Genomic DNA, 22,315 nt, shown 5'->3' with positions numbered 1-22,315 from the left:
ATGCAGGCAAGAACAAGTCTCAAAACTAGACCGAAAAGCTCGATGCTCACCTACCCAGTTGTGGAATCGTCAAGCTTGGCAGCAAGTTTTAAAAACTTCTTGTCAGACTGAATGCTCTGCGTCACAAATTTCCCATTAAAGAAAAGGGCATATGTAGTCACCGGAGCAGGAACACTTTGCGCAGATTCTCTGTCGGTAATGTGAACTGCTCTGAATGGAATCCCACGTTCTTTCGCAACTTCTTCAACACGAGGGACCCAATAACAAGTAAAAGGGCATTGATCAGTGTAGAAAAGAACGAATCCTTGCTCATTTACCTTTGGATGTTTTGCACATTCCTTAAACTTTGGCGTTTTTGCCTTTGGGTTAAAAGGTAAATACATTAGATTAATTCCACAATCTGAGACATCTGCAACTTCAAAACCCCAGTGTTTTAGGAACTTTGGATCAGCAAGATATTCACGTTTGCGCCCTTCAGCACAAAGAATGCAAATCCCATGCTTGCGCTCATCTTTGGCGTGCCGGATGCATTCATTCATTAGTTCTCCAGAATAACCATGCCCCTTCATAGAACCAGAAACCCAAAGACAATTGATGTAAAAATAACCGTCGGCGTCGATTGGAATCCATGCACTCTCAGCAGGAATGTATTCAACAAAGCATTTGCCTCTCGCATCGGCTCGATAGAAAACAAGACCCTCTTCGAAGTGTTGTCTAAGCCATTCTTTCTTTGCAAGACTTTGTTTGCCTGACATGGCACAGCAGATGTGTTCCTTGTCGATGTTGTCTTTGGTAACGTGGATGTAGTTCATAATCATGATTCCTTCCATATTGCCGAAGTAACTTTTATGAGGAATTATATCGATTTCACATCTTAACCCAGTTAACTAATTCAACGCGCCATCGAAACAGCCGTCTCGAAGTGGCACGAGAAAAGCACCTGAATGTCTGGATTCCGTACACAATTCCGTCCATTCGCGGGAACTGCTCAAAGCCGAAAAACGGCGCTTTTACATCTGTTCTCCGTTTGCGGAAATATGTCCAAGTGCTATTTCTACCTATAATAATACGGCGGGCTGGAGGGAGGCCATCGTCTTGACGTGTGCCTCGTCATCTCGGAAGCTATTCTCACCCAGAGAATCGGGCATCATCGGCGTATATGCATCGGCTATGCCGGGAATCTCTTCCCAGAAGAAGCGCACGGGGCACTTGAAGGTCAGGTTGGCAACCACACGCTCCTTGCGCGAGTTCTTGTCTGGCAGGATATGCACCTCGCTCACGGCCTCATGGATAAGGTCGAAGCGAGTCTGCTCGTCCGCACCTTCCAGCAGCTCGGGGAGGCGGTCAAGCTCTTCCAGAAGCCTGCGCTCTCCGCCCATGCGCTTCTCGGCAGTGGTCATCTTAGCCTGCGCCTCATCCAACGCGCCCCGCCAAGTCCGGCGTCGCGGCCACACAAGTCGCTCAGACGCCTTTGCAGGTCGTTGAACTTGCACCCGTAGCTCCTATCGGTGGGGTTGAGACGCGGATGTACAGGATGCAGGAGAGTGGATGGGTGGCATCAGATGTCTTGAGATTTTTTCGTGCCATAGGTTCACTCCTCCCGTAATTTCTGCTTATAGGTTTTCACGTAAGTTTCTTCTATATGATGAATTGCGTAAATACGTATTTAATCATAAAGCCCGCTGCCCAAAAGGGCGACGGGCTTTGCATGCTCGCTATCGGTTGCCCTTCGCACGGTTATGCGTCTTGCAGAGCATCTGGCAGTTCGCCTCGTCCGTAGCGCCGTCCTTGCTCCATGCGGTCACATGGTCGGCGTCCATCTCGGACTCCTTGTAGATGCGCTTCGCGTTTGCATCGTGCCCGATGGCACACAGTGGACAGTTCGACACGCCCTGAGCGTCCGCCGCAGCTGTCTGCTTGCGATAGACCGCCTTAATGGTTTTCTTGTCGAACACGCGGACGTTGAGCAGGCGGGAATCCTTCTCGCCGCCCAGCACGTACTCGAAGATGCCCTTTTTATCGCCGACTTGTGAGTCATCGAGCAGGGCATTCACACGTTTGGCTACCGTGTCCTTCGAGTAGGCGTTCTTGTGGTACTCGCGGTACAGCCGACCCCATTCGCGCCCGCAAATCTCGCTTCCCGTGTACTCGAATACGGAATCCACCCAGTCGATGACCGTATCGAAATGGTTCTTCAGCTCGTCAATATCGACGTCGTAGCGGTGCTGCGCCATATAGTCGTCGATATTGCCATCGCTGACCCACTCAAGCGCGGTTTCGAGAATCGCCTGACGCTTCGGGTCTCCCGAAACGTATGTCTGCCAACGGTTCATGTTGGCGTTACCCATGTTGGAGAACACCTCGCGCGCCTTCGTCACGAACGGCCCATGATAGGCTGCGTTGCGCATCTCCTGCTTCACGAGCGGCACTCCGGCGATGTTGATAGTCTCGAACCATGCCTGTATCTCCGACGGTTCGCCCTCGCAAACATAGATGGTCAAAGGCGCGTCAACAATGAGCTTCTGCTGGTTAGCATCCAGACTGTCGAAATAGCGGGGCTTGCCGTCCAGCTCAACGGCGAACGGCCATGACTTGTTCACGTAGCGGGCAAAAGACGTGATGCGCTGCTGTCCGTCCAGAACCTCGTACATCCCGTCAGCATTCTTCACGAAGTAAATCAGGCCGAGCGGATAGCTCTTCAACAAGGACTCGACAACGGCCACGTCGCGCTTGCCGTCGCCATAGATATAGTTGCGCTGATACTCGGGCTGAATGATGAGCTGCCCGTCGAGGCCGAACAGCCCCTTGCCCTCGTTGCGGTCAAACACGAAACCCTTGCAGACGTCACCGACCGTCCAATCCGTGTGCAAAGTTGTCTTCATTAGGCATTACCTCCTTTCTTCGAACGAATGAGAATGCGTGAATACCTTGCTTTTCCATTAAGTACAGCTGTTCCCAATCCGCCTCCATATTTCACGGTGGGGTCAAATTTCAGTTCCTGCAAAATATCGGCCGGTGCATTGGCATAAGCATTACCACTTGCTTGCCAGATAATTTCAAATTGCTCAGGACAATACTTATCCATGAACGTAATCGGAACACCCATCACGCCGTCATAATTCGATGGAATGCATTCAGTAAAAGGAATCTCTATGGCGTCATAATTATCATATTTACGGTATTCAACCGCGCCATATTCCTTTTCAAATTTCTTGCGCAATCGCTTGTTGAATTTCAAATTGTGCTCAATCGTATCGAGCAACAACGGCTGATGACGCTTACCGTGGTCTAAGTTCGTAAACCAGCACGCAGAAGCCAAGCGGCCCATAACCACGCCGTCGATAATCTTGTATGCCGAGCCTTCCTTCTTGTTTTCAAGAAGCCACTGACGGCGCTCTTCGGGCACGTCGAAATACATGTCCTGATTCAGCGACTTGTAACCAAGCCAGATTTCATTGTTTTTCAAATATGGAAAAACCTCTTTATAAGGAATAGCATTCATATTGCCAAGGATTACAAATCGTTTCCCTGCCTCCATAATCCATCCCAAAAACTCGCGGAACAGCGAAAAAGGTGGATTCGTGATGATGATGTCCGCTTCATCACGCAGTGCCTTGACCTCTGCAGAACGGAAATCACCGTCCCCTTCGAGGTATCCCGAAAACTCGATGTCGTCTGTATCCACGCGGCCAGAGCCGTCCTTGTCGCACGTAAGCGTAAAAACCTTTCCGTGGTCGTCATGCTTGTCAGCATCATAAAGCGGAGAATCCATTTCAAACAGTGTCAGCTGCTTATTTCCAGCGCCCTTCGCATAGGACGTGCTAATCAGCTTTTTTAGACCGAATCGTTCAAAATTAGCTGCAAAATACTTCGTGAAGTTCGACCACTCAGGGTCATCGCACGGAAGCAAAATCTTCTTACCGCGAAACACGTCAGGATTGAACTCAACATAAGCATTCATCTCTGCTTCAATATCGCTGTATTGTGTATAGAACTCGTCGTTCTTGGCATCTTTTGCTGCACTAAGGCTTGTGTTTCCAGCCATTTACTCGCTCTCCTCCTCAAGATGCTCCTGCACCCACTCGTGGATGATTGCAGCAATCGTCGTTTCCTTCTCAGCAGCCATCATCTTGAGCGCCTTCTTGTCGCTCGCGGTGAGCGACAGCGAGAGGGTGGTGCGCTTCTCGTCCGCAGTCTCGTCGACGACGATGGCCTTCTCTATCTTCTTCTGCTCGGCCTCGCGGTCGGCAGCATTTTTCTTGAACATGTTCGCCACGGCTAGACCTCCTTTAATCATTTGCACATTTATACATCGTAGATAATCTTTTATCCATACGCAACACGCCTCTGACCTGCGGTTATTCCTTCGGAACACCGCAGCTTCTCCCGCCGCTTCCACCAGAACAAGAGTCGCCTTCGCAGGCTTGTCGCGTCGGTCAAACTCGAGCACGGACTTGCAAGCGGCTCCAGCCAGAACGAACGCCCCAGACTGGGGCAGCATGGCCACCGTCCGGTAGCTCGCCAGACCCTCGAACCACTCCATGAAATCGCAGGCCGCCTTGAAACGATTCCACCCGTTCATCACGTAAACAATACTCACCCGACCGTTCTTGAACACCGTCTTGCTCATGCACATCAGCGGATCGACGTCCCTCGACGTGGTTCCAGTCGGAGTAGCAACCCTCGTCTTCTCCCATGAGTCCGAAATGACGGAACGCATCCAGAATCGCCTCGCGCTTCTCAGGCAGCAATTTCGGTTGCTCCTTTTCGTCTGACCTGTCGGTCTGCGTTTCAAGTCAGCACTCGTCCTTCGTCTGCGCGGCGTACAAGGAGCTGACCTTCAGTACATACGTTTTCTGGACGTAATCGCGGATGTTCTCATACGTCGACTGCGGTTTATGCTTCGGCAGTCCCACGTCCTTCGGGCTGATAAAAACCGGTATTAAAGACTTCGACGCAAATTACCGAGATAGAAGAGCTACCGTCTCCACATGATGTGTTTGCGGAAACATGTCAACAGGCGTTACCTCGTTAACAGAATAGCCAGCTTCACAAAATCGTTTTAGGTCGCGCGCAAGTGTCATTGGGTCGCAGCTCACATATACAATCTTTTTTGGTTCCCTCTTAATCAACATGTTGACGACTTCTTTATCGAGACCGGATTTTGGAGGATCAACGACACATGCATCAAAGTCTGGCATCTTTTTTAAAGCAAACCTAACATCGTCACAAATCACTTTTGCTGACAAACGATTGCTGTCGAGATTTTTCTTTAAATCCCTAGTAGATGATCCAGCTAATTCAACCCCCACAACATCAAATCCAGCTTTTACAAGTGGGAGGGTAAACGTACCACATCCGCAGTAAAAATCGGCAATTCGTCTAATCAAATGAGGTGATTTAGCATCTTTGCCATCATCACAAAAAATGTGGGCTTCTCCAACGCGCGATGCCTTCACTTCGTTGCTCGAACTCTCAAAACAAGAAGTCGAGTGCTCCCCTAAAGAAGATCCTCTTTCAGTGTAAGACGCCTGGGTGCCATTGCTTTTTTTTAAATCAATGTCTTGCTCAATAGCTTTAATCACAAGCCGTTGAAGCACCTCAGCCTGATTAGTGTTGACTTGGAAGAACGAAGGGGCCGAAACTCCATATTTGATAGCAGACAAATTTTCACGCCAAAGAGGATCGCCAGAAAGAACTTCGACTTGCTTAATTCTTCTCGCCTTGCCACCTTCTGCAATAATCCTGACAACTGAAGTTGCACCAACTGCATCCTGAACAACTCTTGAAACTTCGTGGCGCGGAAACCATCCAGGAGTTGTCCAAAGAGCAACCTGAACATCACCTGTTCGCTCACTGTGGCGAATTCCGACTCTAAAAAGCCCACACTCATCGCCATGAAGCGCAAATTTTAAAGAACCTGCAAGTGCTCCTGGCGATTTCTCAATTGCTTTTGAAGCAAGCGGAAATGACTTAACTGTAACGAAATTGTTCGTCCCCTCATCCATCATGCCCAAACGCCCAGAAATCCAGGCAAGTTCAATCTTGTTACGATAGTTCCACTCGTTCTCTGAAGCGACAACATCTTGAAGAACTGAATCAACGAATCCTTCGTCGAATCTTCCATTCCTAACAAGTGCATCTCGCACGACGCTCTTTTTGTAAACTAACTGCAATTTATAGGAGAGGTCTGCCCAGTCAGCACCAGGAATTTCTTCAGCTCGAACTCCCCTACTAACAATTCTTGCAACTGCAAAGCGCTCGTGATCTTCAAGTATTTCAATTTCACACATCTCGCCAGGAATTCCGCCTTTCACAAAGACAGTCTTACCATTGCTTAACTTTGCGACAGCACCCCTACCATAGGCCATTCTTAAAATTTCAACCGTTTCTTTCATAAGAAAATTGTGCCATAACCTGCAACACTTGCCTTCCTACTCACTACTAAGAAAAGAAAAGCACTTAATCTCAATAAGTGTGGTTCATTGAAGCACCAAACAAAACACCTTCCCAACAGCGTGAACGCTCAAAGTGTGCATTAGGGTCAACAAAACTCACGCTGGCGTGTTTAAGTCAAACGCTAGAAACAAAAAAAGGCCCAAGTGAACAGTTATTCTGTAACGCATGCAGCTAAATAGTGTTCTAAAAAATTATTTTAAACGCACAACATTGCTTTCCCCCGTGAATCATGACACAGAAAAACGCTTAACCGTGAATAAAAATCTTGTTGGAAAATCTTGTTGGGTAATCAAAGCTGACACTCCGCTTTGCTGATAAAAAAATGACCCGAGTTGGAACCCGGGTCATGAACTGTTCTGTGAGATATTCTCTGCGAGAAATTAGAATAATTGCAAAATCGTAATTACAGGCCTATTTTTCTTCCATGCCAAAAGAATTGTCTTTTCCAAGAGCAATCTTTCCAACCACACCACCAAGAGCGATGATAGCTGCAACGTTTGGAATAACCATAATCATATTAAACAAGTCGGCGAGCGCCCAAACAAGATCAGACTCTACCATTGAACCAATGAACATGCAGATGCATGCAATGATGCAGAATGGAGCAACTGCCTTCTTGCCAAACAGATATGTAATGTTGATTTTTCCAAAGAGGTTCCAAGCAATGATTGTTGAGAATGCAAAGAAGAACAATGCAATTGCAACAAACCAGTTAGCAGGGCCTGCAGTGAACAAAGTAGCAAATACTTGCTGTGCAAGTGTGTTCTTGCTAAATTGTGCAAGACCGTCAGCACCTTGTGTAGCGATTGCTTGGGCAACAGCACCGTCGCCTGTGAAGAGTGTTGTGACAACAACAAGACCAGTCAAAGTAACTACGAAATAGGTGCAAATAAACACGCCCATCATAGCAACTGTGCCCTGATCATGTGGCTTTTCAACTTCTGCCAACGCATGAGCATGTGGTGTTGAACCCATGCCAGCCTCATTTGCAAAAAGACCACGGTTTGCACCTTTTGAAATTGCAGCAAACACAGCAAAAACAACGCCACCAGCAGCACTCCATGGAGTGAAAGCATATTTGAAAATCAAACCAAATGCCTCAACCAATTGTGGAAGGTGCGTGAGAAGAACAGCAAGTGCACCAACGATGTAACCAATAGCCATCAAAGGAACAATTTTCTCAGTGATGCCAGCGAGACGGTTTGTGCCGCCGAGGAATACCCAGAGGCAAAGAGCTACAACAACTGCACCGACTACCCATGTAGGGATAACCCCACCAGAAGCTGAAGAAATAACTCCAGCCATTGCGTTTGATTGAACCATGCAGCCCATGATGCCAAGAGCAAGAGTGATAGCTACAGCAAAGAATCCAGCCATGAACTTGCCAAAGCCGCCTTTAAATGCTGCCTTGATGTAGTAAACAGGACCACCAATAGTAGCTCCTGTTTCATCTTTGGTCTTTGTCTTCTGAGCAAGAGTTGCTTCAGCGTAGTTTGTTGCCATTCCGAAGAAAGCAATAATCCAAATCCAGAAAATTGAACCAGGACCGCCAACGAGAACAGCGCCGCAAACACCAACGATGTTGCCAGTGCCAACCTGTCCACCAACAGCGGTGCACAATGATTGGAACGAGCTCATCTGACCTTCTTTTTTCTCACCTTTAAGAGAGAAGTTTCCAAAGAGTCTTTTCCATCCTTCACCAAAACAACGCACTTGAACAAACTTTGTTTTGATGGAGATGTAAAGTCCAGTTGCAATCAACAAAACAACCAAAACATAGTCGGTTAGAACTCCATTGATTGTGTTGACCCCATCGAGGACAGGGCCGTTAAGAAATCCGATAAAATCCATTTTCCCCTCCTTTGCAGATACTACCGACAGAACAAAACAGAACATCTATATTATAGTTCTCCTCCAACTTTACATACACCAAATAGTGTACATTTTTAAAAAATAGTTCCCAGTTCAGAGGCTACTTTTTTTCTAAACAGGGTTAAAAAATGAACAAAATTGATTTTTTTGAATAAAAACTGCGATTATCTTTATCGACAAAATTAGTATATTCACCTATTTAGATAAAGAAAAAATGAAGGACAAAAAAGGCGCCTCGAAAACGAGACGCCTTTAGCACATTTGTTAAAAAGCGAGATGCCTAAAGATTATAAAAAGCATCCTGGCCGGCATATTTTGCTTCACAATCAAGCTGCTCTTCGATTCTTAACAATTGATTGTATTTTGCAACACGGTCGCTTCTGCAAGGTGCACCTGTTTTAATTTGACCTGCGTTTACAGCAACTGCCAAATCAGCAAGAGTAGTGTCTTCTGTCTCACCAGAACGATGAGAAATAACGCAAGTGTAGCCATGGGTTTTTGCTAGTTCAATAGTCTCAAGGGTTTCAGTTAAAGTTCCAATTTGGTTTAACTTAATGAGAATCGCGTTCGCACACCCAAGCTCAATTCCTTTTGCAAGACGTTCGGCATTAGTTACAAACAGATCATCACCAACGAGCTGAACTCGATCACCAATGCGCTCGGTGAGTTTTTGCCATCCTTCCCAGTCTTCTTCTGCCATTCCATCTTCAATCGAAATGATTGGGTGTTTGTCAACCAAAGCTTCCCAATAATCCACCATTTCATCACTTGTGAGTTCTCGGCCTTCGCCTGCAAGAACATACTTTTTCTTCTTAGCGTCATAAAACTCGGTCGAAGCAGGATCCATTGCAAACATGATGTCTTTGCCAGGCTTATATCCAGCCTTCTCGCAGCCCTTCTCAATCCATTCAAGCGGCTCTTCGTTCGTCTTGAGATTTGGGGCAAAACCACCTTCATCGCCAACGCCACCGCCAAGGCCTTCTTCATGAAGAACATTTTTGAGCGAGTGATAAATCTCAGAGCACCAGCGGAGAGCCTCTGCGAAAGACTCGGCCCCAACCGGCATAATCATAAACTCCTGGAAGTCAACGTTATTGTCGGCATGAACTCCGCCATTCAAGATGTTCATCATCGGTGTAGGAAGAGTGTGGGCCGCTGCTCCACCAATATATTTATAAAGTGGAAGACCTGCCGATTCCGCAGCCGCTTTTGCAACCGCCAATGATGCTCCAAGCAACGCATTAGCTCCAAGTTTGCCTTTATTGTCGGTCCCGTCAAGGGCAATCATTAGCTCATCGACGTAGCGCTGATCATCTGCCTCGCAGCCAATCAATTCGTCGGCAATTGGTCCGTTTACATTCTCGACTGCCTTTTGTGTGCCCTTGCCAAGATAGCGTTTTTTATCGCCATCACGAAGCTCTACAGCCTCGAATGCACCAGTAGAAGCGCCAGAGGGAACTCCAGCACGACCAGCTGAACCATCGTCAAGCTGAACGTCGACTTCCACCGTCGGATTTCCTCGAGAATCGAGAATCTCACGGGCGAACACATCGGTAATGCAAGCCATTTTTCCTCCTTATTTGATGTAACTTAAAAGTCGTGGCGCGACTTGCTTTTTACGTGAAACAATGCCGGGCATCCAGGTTCCGCCTTTGCCCTTGCACTCAATGTCAAACACTCTGTTCATAGCCTTTCGGTCGCCCTCGCAATAGAATTGAGAACCCTCTTCAATAACATCGGTAACCATAAACAGAACAAACTTATATTTCTTAGTTTTAAGCAATAAATCCATGTATTGACGAATTTCGTCTTCTCTAGCTTTGACAGCATCAAGATTGGTTGTCTCATGCGCACAAACTAATATCACGTCGGTCTCAAGCATAAATTCTTTAGCGTCTGAAGCAACCAGCTTGTCAATCGCCATTTCTTCATCGTTTCCGCGTGTTTCAAACACTTGACGACCAAAGTCGAGAGCATCAACACCAACAATGTCAGCTAGATATTCGGCTTGTTCTTTGTCAGAATGAGTAGTCGTTGGCGATTTCAGAAGCAAAGTGTCAGTCATGATTGCCGACAAAAGCACCTCTGCAATGCGAGGCGGAATTGTTACTCTGTGCTTTTCGAACTCTAGAGAAACAATAGTTGCAGTTGAACCAATTGGAAGGCCCAAGAATTTTATTGGTTCTGTTGTCGTAACATCTGCAATTCGATGATGGTCAACAATTTCCATAATTTGCGCAGTTTCAATGCCAGGAGCTGACTGCAGAGTTTCGTTGTGGTCAACAAGAATAACCTTGCGTCTGCCATATGTTGCAATGTCAGAACGCGTGACAATGCCAACAGCATGTCCCCCTTCATCAAGTGCAACACCTTCACGAAGAGCGCTGGCCATCAATTCTTGGATCGCATCTCTCAAAACGACGTCTTTATCCATTGTATAAACGTCGGTGCTCATTAGCTCTTCAACATACTGACCTAAAGAATCTTCGAGAGACTTTGCAACATCACCTTTGCTGTAGTTCTCATAATCGACAACGTCTGTTGCCTCTACATATCTCTCAGCAATATTCCGTGTAGAAATTAACCCACAGAACTTTCTGTCATCATCCTCAACAACAAGTGAGCGAATGTTGTGTTTGCGAAGAAGACGCCCCGCCTCAAGCATTGTAGTTTTGCGGTGAACAGAAATTGGGTTCTCTGTCATCACATCACAAACTCGAGGATAAACGTGCGTTATCAAAACTGGTGTCTCAAATCCATTCTTTCTTAAAACCCACTCACTTTCAACCGGCATGTCACCAAGCCTGGCTGGAATGTATTCATAACCAGCTTCGTCGAAATGGTAGCGTTCTTTTCTAGCTGAAAGTTTATTTTTAAGGTAGCAGTATGCGACTGCTGAAGAAATAGAATCGTTGTCAGGATTGCGATGTCCGAACACTAAGACTTTCTCAGTCATGTTAGGTCTCCTCAACTAGCATTTTGAAACTATTATACGGGTTTCTCATCTTTTAGACTTTAACGATGGGTGCATAGTCCTTCAAAAGAGTCTTTGTTTCTTTCAGTCGAGAAAATTTAATTGTGATTTTATCGCCATCAACAGACAACACGCACCCTCGTCCAAAAGTTTTATGTTCAACCTGGTCACCTTTTGAAAACAGCTTTGAACCACCAACGTTTCCGAACGAAGAGCTTGTGTTCGGCTGAAAACCAAATTTTATTGGACCATTTTTGCCGCGTGTCTGACTAGAACTTGAAACGTTTGAGACTTTACCGCTGTTGTAGTAGTTAGTTCCACTTCCTGAAATGCCACGCCTAGAACCTCTCTTTTCCCAACCGGATCCCTCAAAACCACTGCTGCCAATGCCAAGATTCTCTCTCAAATCGGCAGGAACATCTTTTAAAAACCTCGAAGCAGGATTTTGGTCACACATGCCAAAAAGACGTCTGGACTGTGAATGTGTGAGCACAAGTTTTTTCCTTGCACGCGTGTATGCTACATATGCAAGCCTTCTCTCCTCTTCCAAGTCTTCTTCAGTTTTGCCCATATTCATGTTGGGGAAAATGCCTTCCTCTAAGCCGACAACATAAACATGAGAAAATTCTAGGCCCTTCGCAGAATGAATCGTCATCATTGTAACCGAGTCGTCTTCACCAGCAACTGCATCAAGGTCGGTTCTCAAGCGCACCCATTCGATGAAATCGGGTAAATTGCACCCAAGCTTTTCAGTAGCAACCTCAGCATCTCCATCGTTTTCTGGGGTTGGAGCTTCAAATTGTTCTTCTTGAGCATCTCGACTTTCAGCAAATTCTTCAACAACAGAAAGCAACTCTTTTATGTTTTCTATTCTGTCGCGAGCTTCGTCGGTCTGCTGAGCCTCAAGTTCTTCAATGAGGCCAGTTTTGGCAATGATGTTTCCAACGACGTTTTTTAGTTCTCCTTCATAGTTCGAAGCTTCGTGAATTAAGTTTAAAAAATTCACAATTGCTTTTGAAACAGCAGGGCGAAGGTTTCCCGACGATGCCAAAGACTCTGCTGCAATGAGCTCAGAGCACCCAAGGCTCAATGCCTCTTGACGAATTTTTTCGATTGTTGATTGCCCAATCCCACGTCGTGGCACATTAACAATGCGCTCAAAAGCCATGTCATCACCGGTGTTTGTAACAAGCGTCAAATAGGCCATCACATCGCGTATTTCTTTGCGCTCAAAAAACTTAGTCCCACCAATAATTCTGTAGGGCACACCGCAACGCAAAAACATGTCTTCCAAAACACGTGATTGGACGTTAGTTCTGTAAAGAATGGCCACATCGTTGTAACTTTTAATTTCCTTTTTACGAAGAGACTTATCAATCTCTCCAGCTACCCAACGACCTTCATCACGTTCATCAGACGCATAATAAACGCCAATCAAATCGCCATCTTCGCCACTTGTAAACAGTCTTTTGTCTTTACGATTTTTATTCTTTGCAATTACTGCATTTGCAGCATTTAAAATGTTTCCAGTTGAACGATAGTTTTCTTCCAGCTTAACAACTTTTGCATTCTTGTAATCGTGCTCGAAATCAAGAATGTTTGAAATGTCAGCTCCGCGCCACGAATAAATTGACTGGTCGTCATCGCCAACAACCATCAAATTCTTGTGCGCATCAGCTAATAATTTGCAGATTTCATATTGCACATGGTTAGTGTCTTGATATTCGTCGACAAGAATGTATTTAAAACGATTTTGGTAGGCTCGGCGAACACTTTCGACGTCTCTCAACAAAACATATGCATAAAGAAGCATGTCATCAAAATCAAGAGCATTCGCAAGCTTTAGGCGCTTTTGATATTCCGCATAAACTTCGGATGCAGTTTTCTCAAGAGGTGTGGATGCATAAACTGAAAACTCTTCAGGAAATTGAAGATTATTTTTAGCAGATGAAATGACCTCAAGAATTGTTTTTGGAGGAAACCTCTTTTCATCAAATTTGTAGTCCTGCATAATCGCCTTAACAAGGCGTTTCTGGTCGTCTGGATCATAAATAGAATAATTCTCAGTGAAACCTATGAGATCGGCATTGGCACGGATAATCCTTCCGCAACCCTTGTGAAAAGTGGAGACCCACATGCCACGCGCGACAGATCCAACTAAATCAATGAGGCGCTCGTGCATTTCCTTGGCAGCTTTATTAGTAAAAGTAATGGCAAGAATTTCCCAAGGAGGAATGTTTAAATCCTCAATCATGTGTGCAATTCTATATGTGAGAACACGCGTTTTTCCGCTTCCTGCACCCGCGAGCACAAGCAAAGGACCATCGATAGTTTCAACCGCCTCACGTTGGGCGGGATTTAAAGTAGACAAATCTAACGACACAATTACTCCGTAAATTAACTAAGAAACATTTTCACGCCAAAATAGGCAATCACAACAAAGCCAACGATTATGCGATAGACGCCAAAAGCGGTGAAATCGTGGCTCTTAATATATTTCAGCAAGAACTTAATTGAGATAATAGAAACAATAAAAGCACTCAAAATCCCGACAATCAAGACGCCAATTTCAGTGGAACTTAAAACTACACCTTTTAAAAACAGTTTTAGGGTCTTTAATGCACCCCAGCCGAACATAACAGGAATTGCCAAAAAAAATGTGAACTCGGTTGCCGCAACGCGAGAACATCCTGTGAGCATGCCGCCAATGATTGTCGAACCACTACGTGATGTTCCTGGAATGATGGCAAGGCACTGAAAGCAGCCAATTTTAAACGCAGTCTTTAAGTCCATTTCGTCGACTGTCTCTACTTTATGCAAGCGAAGTTTAGTTGTACCAGTGTGATGCTTGATAAAGAAACTCTCTTCCTTCTTGTTTTTGCGTTCGATGACAATAAAAATGATGCCATAGATGATCAATGCGAGCGAAACAGTCCACGCATTGTAAAAATAGGTATTAAAAAAGTCGTCGAGGAGAATGCCAATTACAGCGGCTGGAATGCATGAAACAGCGACATGCCCCCAAAGACGCCATGTTGATTTTTTCTCTAGTGGTGTTTTCTTTAAAGAAAACGGATTGAGTTTAGAGAAATAAATTACAATAACCGCCATAATTGCCCCGATTTGGATAACAACCAAAAAAAGCTCGAGAAATTCAGGCGTTACATTCAGCTTCATGAATTCATCAACGAGAATCATGTGCCCTGTGCTAGAGATTGGCAGCCATTCAGTGACGCCCTCAACTATTCCCAGGAACAGAGCCTTAAATAATTCAACTATTTCCATTTTTTCCTGACTTTAATAAACAAAACATGCATTGGTTCAAAACTCAATGTGTCTCGAACAAATCGTAGAGTGTTTAGGCGAAGCTATCGTGGTGAGACAGCTCCCTCGTGGCGAAATCGATGGTTCTAATGCGGATGAAAATTGAGCTTGAAAAATTCTAGTGGCATTCGTGCCATGAATTTTTCAAGACGATAATTTACATTCGCAGTAGCGCCATCCAGTTCGCCACTGGTGCCCCTGATAGGAATCGAACCTACACAAACCCGCTTTAGGAGAGCGGTGCTCTATCCATTGAGCTACAGGGGCGCAAGTGATTATTATAAATGAAGCGCTTCGTGTGTGAGATAATGAGGTCATGGCGGATTTAGATTTTAGACTCAATCGAGATGTACTCACAATTGCAGAAAATGCAAGGTGTGACCTGCTTTCTGCAGGATTAGACCTTGATGCTGACGGTGCGCTGACTCTAAATATTGAGCCAGAAGTAGTACAAGATGCAATTATCGCTGACATAAACACTGGTGCTCAATGCGTAGTTACAAATGTGATTGACTTTTGCCCTAGCGCATTACGAAAAATGAATGCGCTAAAAGAAGCAGAGCATCTCTCAAACATTAGCATTGAAATGACACAGAACATGAGAGTTCAGCACCCACTCGTGCGAGTTTTTCCTAGCAAGTTACCACTGGATCACAACAACAAAAATTCTCTTAATGAGCATTGTGACGAATATAAATTCATTGCTAAACTGTTCGCAGGGAAACCTGTAGATGGATACTTGCTACATGGGTTTACAAACGAAACAGAGCTAAAATGCGCATTGATTGGACTGAGAAAGGTGTCGGCTAAGACTTTGATATTCGATAAGTCGAATTTTGGGGAAAGCGAAATTATTGCTGCCGACTATCAACCCGCTTCAAGCAACATTGCTATATTTGATTATGAAAAAATGGCTCACATTGACGAACTTTTAGACACAGCAATCCAAAAAGCAGAAACGGGTGCGCAATTTCTTCTTGTAAACAACGCCAATCCATCAAAGACTGCTGCAATTTGTGCGCTCACAAAAGGCTGGCCGGTGCAATAATCTCACTGCTTCACGAAAACAAGCTCTGCAAATAGAAATTTTAAAAGGCAGCGCGCTTGCAGGACAAAAAGAAGCTCCAAAAAACCAATTAAACGGCAGAACAAGCTATTGAGAGAAGTTGTTTTTATACCACTCGATAGTTTCTTTTATTCCTTCTTCAAAATTGTCATAAACTGGCTTCCATCCTGTATCATGACGAAGTTTTGAAGAGTCGCTTGCATATCTTCTGTCGTGACCCGGCCTGTCATCAACTCTCTCAAAGAAATCTAATGGGTAACCCATCTGTTGCAGAATAGTTTGAACGACATTCAAGTTCGCTTTTTCACAATTTGAGCTAATCAAATAGGATTCGCCAGGCCTGCCTTTCGTCAAAATTGACCAAACAGCAGAAGAGTGATCATCGGCAAACATCCAATCGCGCACATTCAGTCCATCGCCATAAAGAACCGGCTTTACTCCAGACAGAAGCCGTGTGATTTGCTTTGGTATAAACTTTTCCACATGCTGGCGTGGACCATAGCAATTCGATGAATTTGAAATAGTGACCTTAAGTCCATATGTTCTAATCCAAGCTCGTACAAGCATATCCGACGATGCCTTTGATACAGAATAGGGACTCGAAGGCCGATAGGGCGAAAGTTCTGTGAATTTAAAATTTGAATCACCGTAATCTTTGTCATTCCTGTTTAATGACCTGCAGCCCACCAATCCAGAGGACAAGGTTGACCCTACAAATGCACCTTCATTGTTAGCACTAACTGCAGCATCACATGAAAGACTGTCATCAGCGCTGGAACTTAAGCTAGGGTTCGCGCAAGCCTCATCCTGATGCACGCAATTCCCATCAACTTCTGTGCGCGAACTAATCCCCAAATCACCAAAAACTTCATCAGTAGATATGTGGTGAAGATAAACATCGTGCTTCCGGCAAGCCTCTAGCACACAAAATGTGCCCATAATGTTCGACTGGATAAAAGGAGATGGATTTAAAATCGAATTGTCAATGTGTGTCTCTGCAGCAAAATGCACGACCGCATCTTTGCCTTTGACAACCTCGTCCAAAAGATTAAAATCGCAAACGTTTCCTTGAACAAACTCGATTCCAGTCCTCCCCAGCCCTTTTATGTTTGCTAGATTTCCTGCATAGGTAAGAGAATCTAAAACAGTAACCTCTACATCAGGCTGATTATGCGCTAAATAATTAACAAAATTCGAGCCCAGGAATCCGCAACCACCTGTGACAACAATTTTTCTCAGGGGAAATGGCAATGACGCAACCTTTGATTCAAATGATAATTTTCGTTTATAATAATACCTCGCATTGGGGTGTCGTCTAATGGCAGGACAGCGGTTTCTGGTACCGTATGTGAGGGTTCGACTCCTTCCACCCCAGCCATCTAAGTTGCGTTTTTCTACCGAAAAACACACCACTTGACGCTGCAAGCAAGCCTGAGTGGCATCTTCTTTCTGCAACACCTCGGGCAGTGCGAAGCACAGCTCCTCGGCGTTTCGAAAGAATCTCCTTACTCAGTCATGCTTTCGCTAACGATTGGGAAACCTGCTAGTATTACACAATTTACTTGCAAATCTCCACTCACTCAGTGTCACGTAGCGAAGTACGCTCACCATCGTTCGGTCGATTTTCGCACGAATTGACTCAAAATTAACTCTCCAGAAACGCTGTACATTCCCCTCCTTTGCCCTTAAACTTTTGGGCAGTGCGAAGTACAGCTCCTCGGCGTTTCAAAAGAATCTCCTCACTCAGTCATGCTTTCGCTAACGATTGGGAAGCCTGCTAGTTTTACACAATTTAGTTGCAAGTCTCCACTCACTCAGGGTCACATAGCGAAGTACGCTCACCATCGTTCGCTCGATTTTCGCACGAATTGCACAGTCTAATAACTGCAAGTGAATTATTATCAAAAATAAACTGGCACAGACGCGCAGATTTAGAAAAACTAATCTGTCCTTTAAAAAAAGCAGAACTATAACGTGCTTTCAAAATGCGTTTTCGAAATGTCTTAGAAATTTGAAACGTTCGAGGTGCAACGAATTGCCAGGCAAAGTTAATTTCCTATCGGCTACAGCAATCTCTCGAATGAGCTTTGCGTAAGAGATTAACTGAGATTCTTACTTAAAAGAGCATCAATACGCACTTTAGAGACCCTTAAACACTTTTCCAACTTTTTCACAAATGCACAAATCGGCATTATGGTCGGCTTTTGTTGGGGAAAGGTTAATAATGACGAGATGCTTACCGTGGAAATAGTCAATCATTCCGGCCGCAGGGTAAACTACTAGAGATGTGCCGGCGATCACAAGAAGATCGGCTTTTGAAATAGCATCAATAGCTTGAGTGGTGATGCTCGTATTGAGAGGTTCTTCATAAAGAACAACATCGGGTTTTATGATTCCGCCGCACTTGGGGCAATGAGGAATTCCATCTGGAGAGCAGCCTCTTGCATCAGAAATTTCAGCTAGTGAATAATAGGCATTGCACTGCGTGCAGTAATTATTATGGACAGAACCGTGAAGCTCTAGAACATTTTTCGAACCTGCTGCCTGATGAAGTCCATCTATGTTTTGAGTAACTATTGCTCGTAATTTTCCGTCGCTCTCTAGTTCTGCAAGCTTTTCGTGGGCTGCGTTTGGCTTTGCATCGCCAAAAATCATTTTGTCAAAATAGAAATCGTAAAAGTCCCTCGTGTGATTCCAAAAGAAAGTGTGCGAAACAATTACTTCGGGAGGATAAGGATATTTCTGATTGTAGATGCCATCCTGGCTGCGAAAGTCCGGAATTCCGCTTTCTGTTGATACGCCCGCACCTCCAAAAAAAACCATGCCACCAGGCGTGCAATCTGAAACCCAATCTCTTAAAAGCTGAATCTGTTCTTCTGACTCCATGATCAACTCCTCTTGTCGTCTTTTAATTCCAAGTTTACACCCCAATTACTCAATTCAAGCAAAATCAACGTGTCTATCATGTTTTGGAAATTTAAAAACTGCTTCAGAATTTAAGCGCAACTAAGTTCTAAAGATAAAGAGTTGGCAAAAAATGAAGTCTGACATAGTTTAAAAAAAATGAAATCGCCTGAAAGAAAATGACGTCTGACATGTTTTAAAACAAAAACATCCAATAGATATCAGGCCTTTCAAGAAGAAATTGTATGCATAATAAAAAGGCTGGGACGAATCCCAGCCTTTCATAATCACCAATTTGGTGAACAAAACTACTGAATGTAGCCGCCCTTCTTGAGGATTTCTTTTGCAGCTTCGAGCTTTGCATCGTTGACCTTGATGATAGGACCAGTGCAACCCATGCCAGATTCTGCGTAAATTCCCTCTTTCCAGAGTGAGTGCTGTGCATCTTCCAAGTCCATGACTTCGATGCCAGGGATTTGAGAAGTTGTTGGCTCTGCTGGAGGTGCAGTAACAGCCTCTGCAGAAGCGGCTCCTGCAGCAGCTGCGAGAGACTCTTTGCGCTCGTCGAGGATGCGCTTGAGACCTGCATTGTTAGCTGCTTGGAATTCCTTCTCAGCAACCTTGAAAACTCCTCCGCGCACGAGTTGTGCAGCATATTTGATTGCGTTAGCAATAACTGGAGCGCCAGAAGCACGAGAAACAATCATAATGAGTTTCTTGTAACCCTCGCCAATTCCAGGTCCATAGCCATAGCCCATAGCCTCAAAGCTTCCGCCGGTTGTGTAAGAAGAGAAAATCTTGCACATGAGGTTGCCAGTGAGTGAGTCCATAACCATAACATCAGCAGATGCCTGAAGAAGGTCGTTGCCACGCATTACGCATCCACCGTCAGCACGTGAGCTTTCGGCAAATTTAATGCCATAACCGTTGTCTTGAAGCTCTTTCAAAATCTTCTCAGTTTGACGAGCACCATCAACGTTAGCAATGCCAACTGTTGGATTTTCTACACCGCAAGTCTTTGCAGTGATGATGCCATAAATCGCGTTAAGAACCATTCCCTCAACACGCTCTGTTGAAGACGTTCCTGTTGTTGTAGCAAGGAACATCTCGTGTGCCTTAGCTGGAGTGATTGCACGTCCAACTGTTGAAACACCAATAGGAAAAGGGAAGTGCATGGTAACTGCGCCATCGAGTTCGCCAGCGTCTACCATTTCTTCCATCTTCTTGTGACCCTCTTCGTCGTCAGCAACGTGTACAGTTGTTACCTCAGGATGCTCGAGGCTGCCGATGTAATAAACATCAACACCTGCGCGAGCTGCCTCTACAGCTGCCTTCATAGCATTTTCTTCGCCATGCTCGCTGCCCATGCCTGTGATACCAATTTTTGGCTTGACGCCGATAGAGCCATCCTGCAAACCTTCTGCTACAGCAGTGAAGGTCTTTTTAATCATAGATTCGACTGAATTTGCCATATCGTTTGACTCCTTTATCTTTTCGCTTAACTTATTCTGCTGAAAGTGAGTCTGCAAATTCCTTCATTGCTTTGCCAACAAGAACATTGACTTCTTCTTGTGTGACTGCGCCTGAAGTCTCTTCCTCGCCTGTATTTGGCTCGATCAAGAATGAAACGCCGTCGAAGAGGTTAGTCATACGACCCAAGAACAAAGAGCCTTTGCCGATGATCATAGCGTTCTTAATTTTGCCGCTCATGAGGTCTTCGCGAGCAAATCCGATGTATGGAACACCTGAAGGAATATGTCCTTGAGTTGGTGCCCAACCAGTAAGACCATGCTCAACAATGAAGTTTGGAAGATCTTTTGGTGTCATCTCTCCACCCTTAGCAGCGAGAGCACCAATCATCTTGTAGTTAGCCTCTGGAACGTCACCAGCGCCAGCAGGTTTTGTAATGTCTGGGTTCTGCATTTCTGGAGAATATTTGTCAACATCAGTAATCTTGAGGCCAACCTTCTCAAGAGGAGCCTTAACGAGTGATGTAATAACAGCCTGAGGAGCTGATCCAGTTCCTACTGTGTGACGTCCGCAAACATCAAGGTTGATGATTGGGTTAACGCCGTCATTTTGGGTGAGGACAACAGCGAAGCCACCGAGGCAATCCTCGAGAACTGGCATGCCCTTCTCTACATGGTTTTTGCCGTTCATACCAAGTTTAGCAGTGCATCCACCTGATGTAACAACAACAGTCTTATAGGTGCCAGCAGCAACGAGAGAAGCAGCATTGATGATTGAGTGGCAAGGTGCAGCGCAGAAGCCACGAGTGTCTGAACCAGAAGCGTTTGAAAGGCCAGCAACCTCAGCAGCAGCTTTAGCAAAGTTGCCACCACCACGTTGGTTCATGTCGCCGCAAGCTTCCTCAGCACAGTCGATTACATACTCAACTTCGTCCTTTGAAATGCCAGCATTGCGAACTGCATAAAGAAGAGCAAGAACTGAAGAAGCTTTGCTCATGAGGTTCTCATGCATAACATGGCTTGAAAGGTTTGTGTCAATGTCATGAGCTGGTTTTACGCAACCAACAAGTTTGCCGTCATTGAAAAGAGGCTCTGCATGGTCATTAGCAACGAGATCTTCAATCTCAGAAAGCTCAACGCCATCTTCAACACCATTAACGATTGACTCGTCGATGATTTCGTTGGCAGCAAATTTATCTTTTGTTGCAGCAACAAAACCTTTCTCGAGCTTTACAACCTCAAATTGGTCGCAAACCTGAACGAGAAGAAGGAATTCGTCTTGAGGCATAATCTCGCCATATTTGCCATAGCGCTCAGCACCTTCGAATTTCTTGTCATAGTATGGGAACTCTACGCCACGAAGGTCATCTGGATGAGCGTTTCCAATGTAGACTTGGTTTGGCCAATATGAAACACATTCCTCGTATGAACGAATGTGCTTAGGGCACTCTTTCAGATACTCTGAGTCAGGGTTAACGATTTTCTCAGTAGTCTGTGTTGTACCATTTTGCATGACCATGTCTGGTGTGTGTACCAGCACATAGCCAGCGCCTTTAATTACGGGTTTCATCTATTTAACTCCGTTCTTTAAAAATCTATTCTTACAAATATCTTTTACAACATACAAGCAGCCCAGATTCCGCCGATTTTAGAAAAGCTATTAGTAAAAATAGCTCAGCTGCCTTTTAAATCGCGCTCTCTAATAAAAAAGGCGAGGCAAGATAGAGAGAATCTTTACGCCTCGCCTAAGATTTTTTAAAAGTGCTTTAGAGATATTTGCAGTACTCTTTGCGGATATTCTCCATCTCATTGTGGATGTCGTCCACATCAAGCACCATCTCCATCATGCTAACCTGCTCATCCCAAACATCAGGATCGATTTCAGCTTTAATCTCAGGTTCGCAAATGTGATAAACCGTGAGTCCCAACTGGACTCCAGTCAATGGACCTGCATAAGTAGGGTCACCAGCTGTAACTGTCTCTGCAGCTAAGCCAGAAGCTTCACCTTCTGCTGCGCCAAGAAGAACAAGAATGTTCTCCGCGCCGTTAGCCTCTGTTAACTCGAGTACACGTTTCTGGTTTTCGAGGTCCATTGCACCTGCGCTGGTTCAAACAAAGCACTCCGTAGAGGAGAACAGAATTTCGTCAGCGCCGGCGCTCTTGGCACACTCTTCGATGGCTGGACCAGGGACACCGTCACGGTCGCCAACAATGATAAGCTTTTTGCCTTCAATGATTGCCATGCTG

The 22,315-nt window shown here is 45.1% G+C and carries 17 protein-coding genes and 2 tRNA genes; 2 read left to right on the top strand and 17 right to left on the bottom strand.

The window, feature by feature from the left end:
* Nucleotides 1–50: 50 nt before the first annotated feature.
* The 12 genes from FXZ76_RS01840 to FXZ76_RS01780 form a co-directional block, all read right to left on the bottom strand.
* A complete protein-coding gene (locus FXZ76_RS01840; protein ID WP_231961721.1) occupies nucleotides 51–830 on the bottom strand; it encodes an N-acetyltransferase in 780 nt (259 codons plus the stop codon).
* A gap of 228 nt (nucleotides 831–1,058) precedes the next feature.
* On the bottom strand, nucleotides 1,059–1,400 hold the full coding sequence (locus FXZ76_RS01835; RefSeq protein WP_147571507.1) for a hypothetical protein: 342 nt from the start codon (nucleotides 1,398–1,400) through the stop codon (nucleotides 1,059–1,061).
* 315 nt (nucleotides 1,401–1,715) lie between these two features.
* Nucleotides 1,716–2,882, bottom strand: coding sequence for an HNH endonuclease family protein (locus FXZ76_RS01830; RefSeq protein WP_079535423.1), 1,167 nt, complete (start codon nucleotides 2,880–2,882; stop codon nucleotides 1,716–1,718).
* Entirely contained in the window at nucleotides 2,882–4,045 is a 1,164-nt protein-coding gene (locus FXZ76_RS01825) for an adenine-specific methyltransferase EcoRI family protein (RefSeq protein WP_079535422.1), read from the bottom strand. Before FXZ76_RS01825 ends, FXZ76_RS01830 begins: the two co-directional genes overlap by 1 nt.
* On the bottom strand, nucleotides 4,046–4,720 hold the full coding sequence (locus tag FXZ76_RS06400) for a hypothetical protein (RefSeq protein ID WP_231961720.1): 675 nt from the start codon (nucleotides 4,718–4,720) through the stop codon (nucleotides 4,046–4,048).
* Nucleotides 4,721–4,961: 241 nt separating this feature from the next.
* Nucleotides 4,962–6,398 (bottom strand): class I SAM-dependent RNA methyltransferase, encoded by a 1,437-nt coding sequence (locus FXZ76_RS01810; protein WP_079535421.1) that lies wholly within the window; start codon nucleotides 6,396–6,398, stop codon nucleotides 4,962–4,964.
* A 472-nt stretch (nucleotides 6,399–6,870) separates the two neighbouring features.
* Nucleotides 6,871–8,310 carry an alanine/glycine:cation symporter family protein gene (locus tag FXZ76_RS01805; protein WP_079535420.1) on the bottom strand — a complete coding sequence of 480 codons (1,440 nt, stop codon included), beginning with the start codon at nucleotides 8,308–8,310 and terminating at the stop codon, nucleotides 6,871–6,873.
* A gap of 301 nt (nucleotides 8,311–8,611) precedes the next feature.
* Complete coding sequence (gene eno / locus FXZ76_RS01800; RefSeq protein WP_079535419.1) at nucleotides 8,612–9,898, bottom strand: phosphopyruvate hydratase; 1,287 nt, start codon at nucleotides 9,896–9,898, stop codon at nucleotides 8,612–8,614.
* A gap of 9 nt (nucleotides 9,899–9,907) precedes the next feature.
* On the bottom strand, nucleotides 9,908–11,287 hold the full coding sequence (locus tag FXZ76_RS01795; RefSeq protein ID WP_079535418.1) for a putative manganese-dependent inorganic diphosphatase: 1,380 nt from the start codon (nucleotides 11,285–11,287) through the stop codon (nucleotides 9,908–9,910).
* A 52-nt stretch (nucleotides 11,288–11,339) separates the two neighbouring features.
* Nucleotides 11,340–13,688: an ATP-dependent helicase gene (locus tag FXZ76_RS01790; protein ID WP_079535417.1), complete on the bottom strand. Its 2,349-nt coding sequence runs from the start codon at nucleotides 13,686–13,688 to the stop codon at nucleotides 11,340–11,342.
* Nucleotides 13,689–13,702: 14 nt separating this feature from the next.
* Nucleotides 13,703–14,590 (bottom strand): undecaprenyl-diphosphate phosphatase, encoded by an 888-nt coding sequence (locus FXZ76_RS01785; protein WP_079535416.1) that lies wholly within the window; start codon nucleotides 14,588–14,590, stop codon nucleotides 13,703–13,705.
* Nucleotides 14,591–14,819: 229 nt separating this feature from the next.
* Nucleotides 14,820–14,896, bottom strand: a tRNA-Arg gene (locus FXZ76_RS01780).
* Nucleotides 14,897–14,945: 49 nt separating this feature from the next.
* Here FXZ76_RS01780 and FXZ76_RS01775 point away from each other — a divergent pair.
* Nucleotides 14,946–15,677, top strand: coding sequence for a hypothetical protein (locus FXZ76_RS01775; protein WP_079535415.1), 732 nt, complete (start codon nucleotides 14,946–14,948; stop codon nucleotides 15,675–15,677).
* 105 nt (nucleotides 15,678–15,782) lie between these two features.
* On the opposite strand, the gene FXZ76_RS01770 is transcribed toward FXZ76_RS01775, so the two are convergent.
* Nucleotides 15,783–16,946: a dTDP-glucose 4,6-dehydratase gene (locus FXZ76_RS01770; RefSeq protein WP_157887272.1), complete on the bottom strand. Its 1,164-nt coding sequence runs from the start codon at nucleotides 16,944–16,946 to the stop codon at nucleotides 15,783–15,785.
* 53 nt (nucleotides 16,947–16,999) lie between these two features.
* On the opposite strand from FXZ76_RS01770, the gene FXZ76_RS01765 reads away from it, so the two are divergent.
* Nucleotides 17,000–17,073 (top strand) — tRNA-Gln (locus FXZ76_RS01765).
* A gap of 761 nt (nucleotides 17,074–17,834) precedes the next feature.
* On the opposite strand, the gene FXZ76_RS01760 is transcribed toward FXZ76_RS01765, so the two are convergent.
* From FXZ76_RS01760 to grdA, 4 genes are all read right to left on the bottom strand, one after another.
* Nucleotides 17,835–18,581 (bottom strand): NAD-dependent protein deacylase, encoded by a 747-nt coding sequence (locus FXZ76_RS01760; protein ID WP_079535414.1) that lies wholly within the window; start codon nucleotides 18,579–18,581, stop codon nucleotides 17,835–17,837.
* A gap of 326 nt (nucleotides 18,582–18,907) precedes the next feature.
* Nucleotides 18,908–20,071 carry a glycine/sarcosine/betaine reductase complex component C subunit alpha gene (gene grdD, locus FXZ76_RS01755; RefSeq protein ID WP_079535413.1) on the bottom strand — a complete coding sequence of 388 codons (1,164 nt, stop codon included), beginning with the start codon at nucleotides 20,069–20,071 and terminating at the stop codon, nucleotides 18,908–18,910.
* 31 nt (nucleotides 20,072–20,102) lie between these two features.
* Nucleotides 20,103–21,638 (bottom strand): glycine/sarcosine/betaine reductase complex component C subunit beta, encoded by a 1,536-nt coding sequence (grdC, locus tag FXZ76_RS01750; RefSeq protein WP_079535412.1) that lies wholly within the window; start codon nucleotides 21,636–21,638, stop codon nucleotides 20,103–20,105.
* 196 nt (nucleotides 21,639–21,834) lie between these two features.
* A complete protein-coding gene (gene grdA / locus FXZ76_RS01745) occupies nucleotides 21,835–22,311 on the bottom strand; it encodes a glycine/sarcosine/betaine reductase complex selenoprotein A (RefSeq protein ID WP_079535411.1) in 477 nt (158 codons plus the stop codon).
* Nucleotides 22,312–22,315 lie beyond the last annotated feature (4 nt).

Origin of the sequence: Phoenicibacter congonensis (assembly GCF_902386915.1) — a bacterium.
GTDB lineage: Bacteria > Actinomycetota > Coriobacteriia > Coriobacteriales > Eggerthellaceae > Phoenicibacter > Phoenicibacter congonensis.
This window is presented reverse-complemented; position numbering and strand designations above follow the sequence as displayed.

What these genes read in the sequence shown, in the direction of transcription:
- FXZ76_RS01840 (WP_231961721.1), bottom strand. Translation starts at nt 830, where the DNA reads ATGGAAGGAATCATGATTATGAACTACATCCACGTTACCAAAGACAAC.
- FXZ76_RS01835 (WP_147571507.1), bottom strand. Translation starts at nt 1,400, where the DNA reads ATGACCACTGCCGAGAAGCGCATGGGCGGAGAGCGCAGGCTTCTGGAA.
- FXZ76_RS01830 (WP_079535423.1), bottom strand. Translation starts at nt 2,882, where the DNA reads ATGAAGACAACTTTGCACACGGATTGGACGGTCGGTGACGTCTGCAAG.
- FXZ76_RS01825 (WP_079535422.1), bottom strand. Translation starts at nt 4,045, where the DNA reads ATGGCTGGAAACACAAGCCTTAGTGCAGCAAAAGATGCCAAGAACGAC.
- FXZ76_RS06400 (WP_231961720.1), bottom strand. Translation starts at nt 4,720, where the DNA reads ATGCGTTCCGTCATTTCGGACTCATGGGAGAAGACGAGGGTTGCTACT.
- FXZ76_RS01810 (WP_079535421.1), bottom strand. Translation starts at nt 6,398, where the DNA reads ATGAAAGAAACGGTTGAAATTTTAAGAATGGCCTATGGTAGGGGTGCT.
- FXZ76_RS01805 (WP_079535420.1), bottom strand. Translation starts at nt 8,310, where the DNA reads ATGGATTTTATCGGATTTCTTAACGGCCCTGTCCTCGATGGGGTCAAC.
- eno (WP_079535419.1), bottom strand. Translation starts at nt 9,898, where the DNA reads ATGGCTTGCATTACCGATGTGTTCGCCCGTGAGATTCTCGATTCTCGA.
- FXZ76_RS01795 (WP_079535418.1), bottom strand. Translation starts at nt 11,287, where the DNA reads ATGACTGAGAAAGTCTTAGTGTTCGGACATCGCAATCCTGACAACGAT.
- FXZ76_RS01785 (WP_079535416.1), bottom strand. Translation starts at nt 14,590, where the DNA reads ATGGAAATAGTTGAATTATTTAAGGCTCTGTTCCTGGGAATAGTTGAG.
- FXZ76_RS01775 (WP_079535415.1), top strand. Translation starts at nt 14,946, where the DNA reads ATGGCGGATTTAGATTTTAGACTCAATCGAGATGTACTCACAATTGCA.
- FXZ76_RS01760 (WP_079535414.1), bottom strand. Translation starts at nt 18,581, where the DNA reads ATGGAGTCAGAAGAACAGATTCAGCTTTTAAGAGATTGGGTTTCAGAT.
- grdD (WP_079535413.1), bottom strand. Translation starts at nt 20,071, where the DNA reads ATGGCAAATTCAGTCGAATCTATGATTAAAAAGACCTTCACTGCTGTA.
- grdC (WP_079535412.1), bottom strand. Translation starts at nt 21,638, where the DNA reads ATGAAACCCGTAATTAAAGGCGCTGGCTATGTGCTGGTACACACACCA.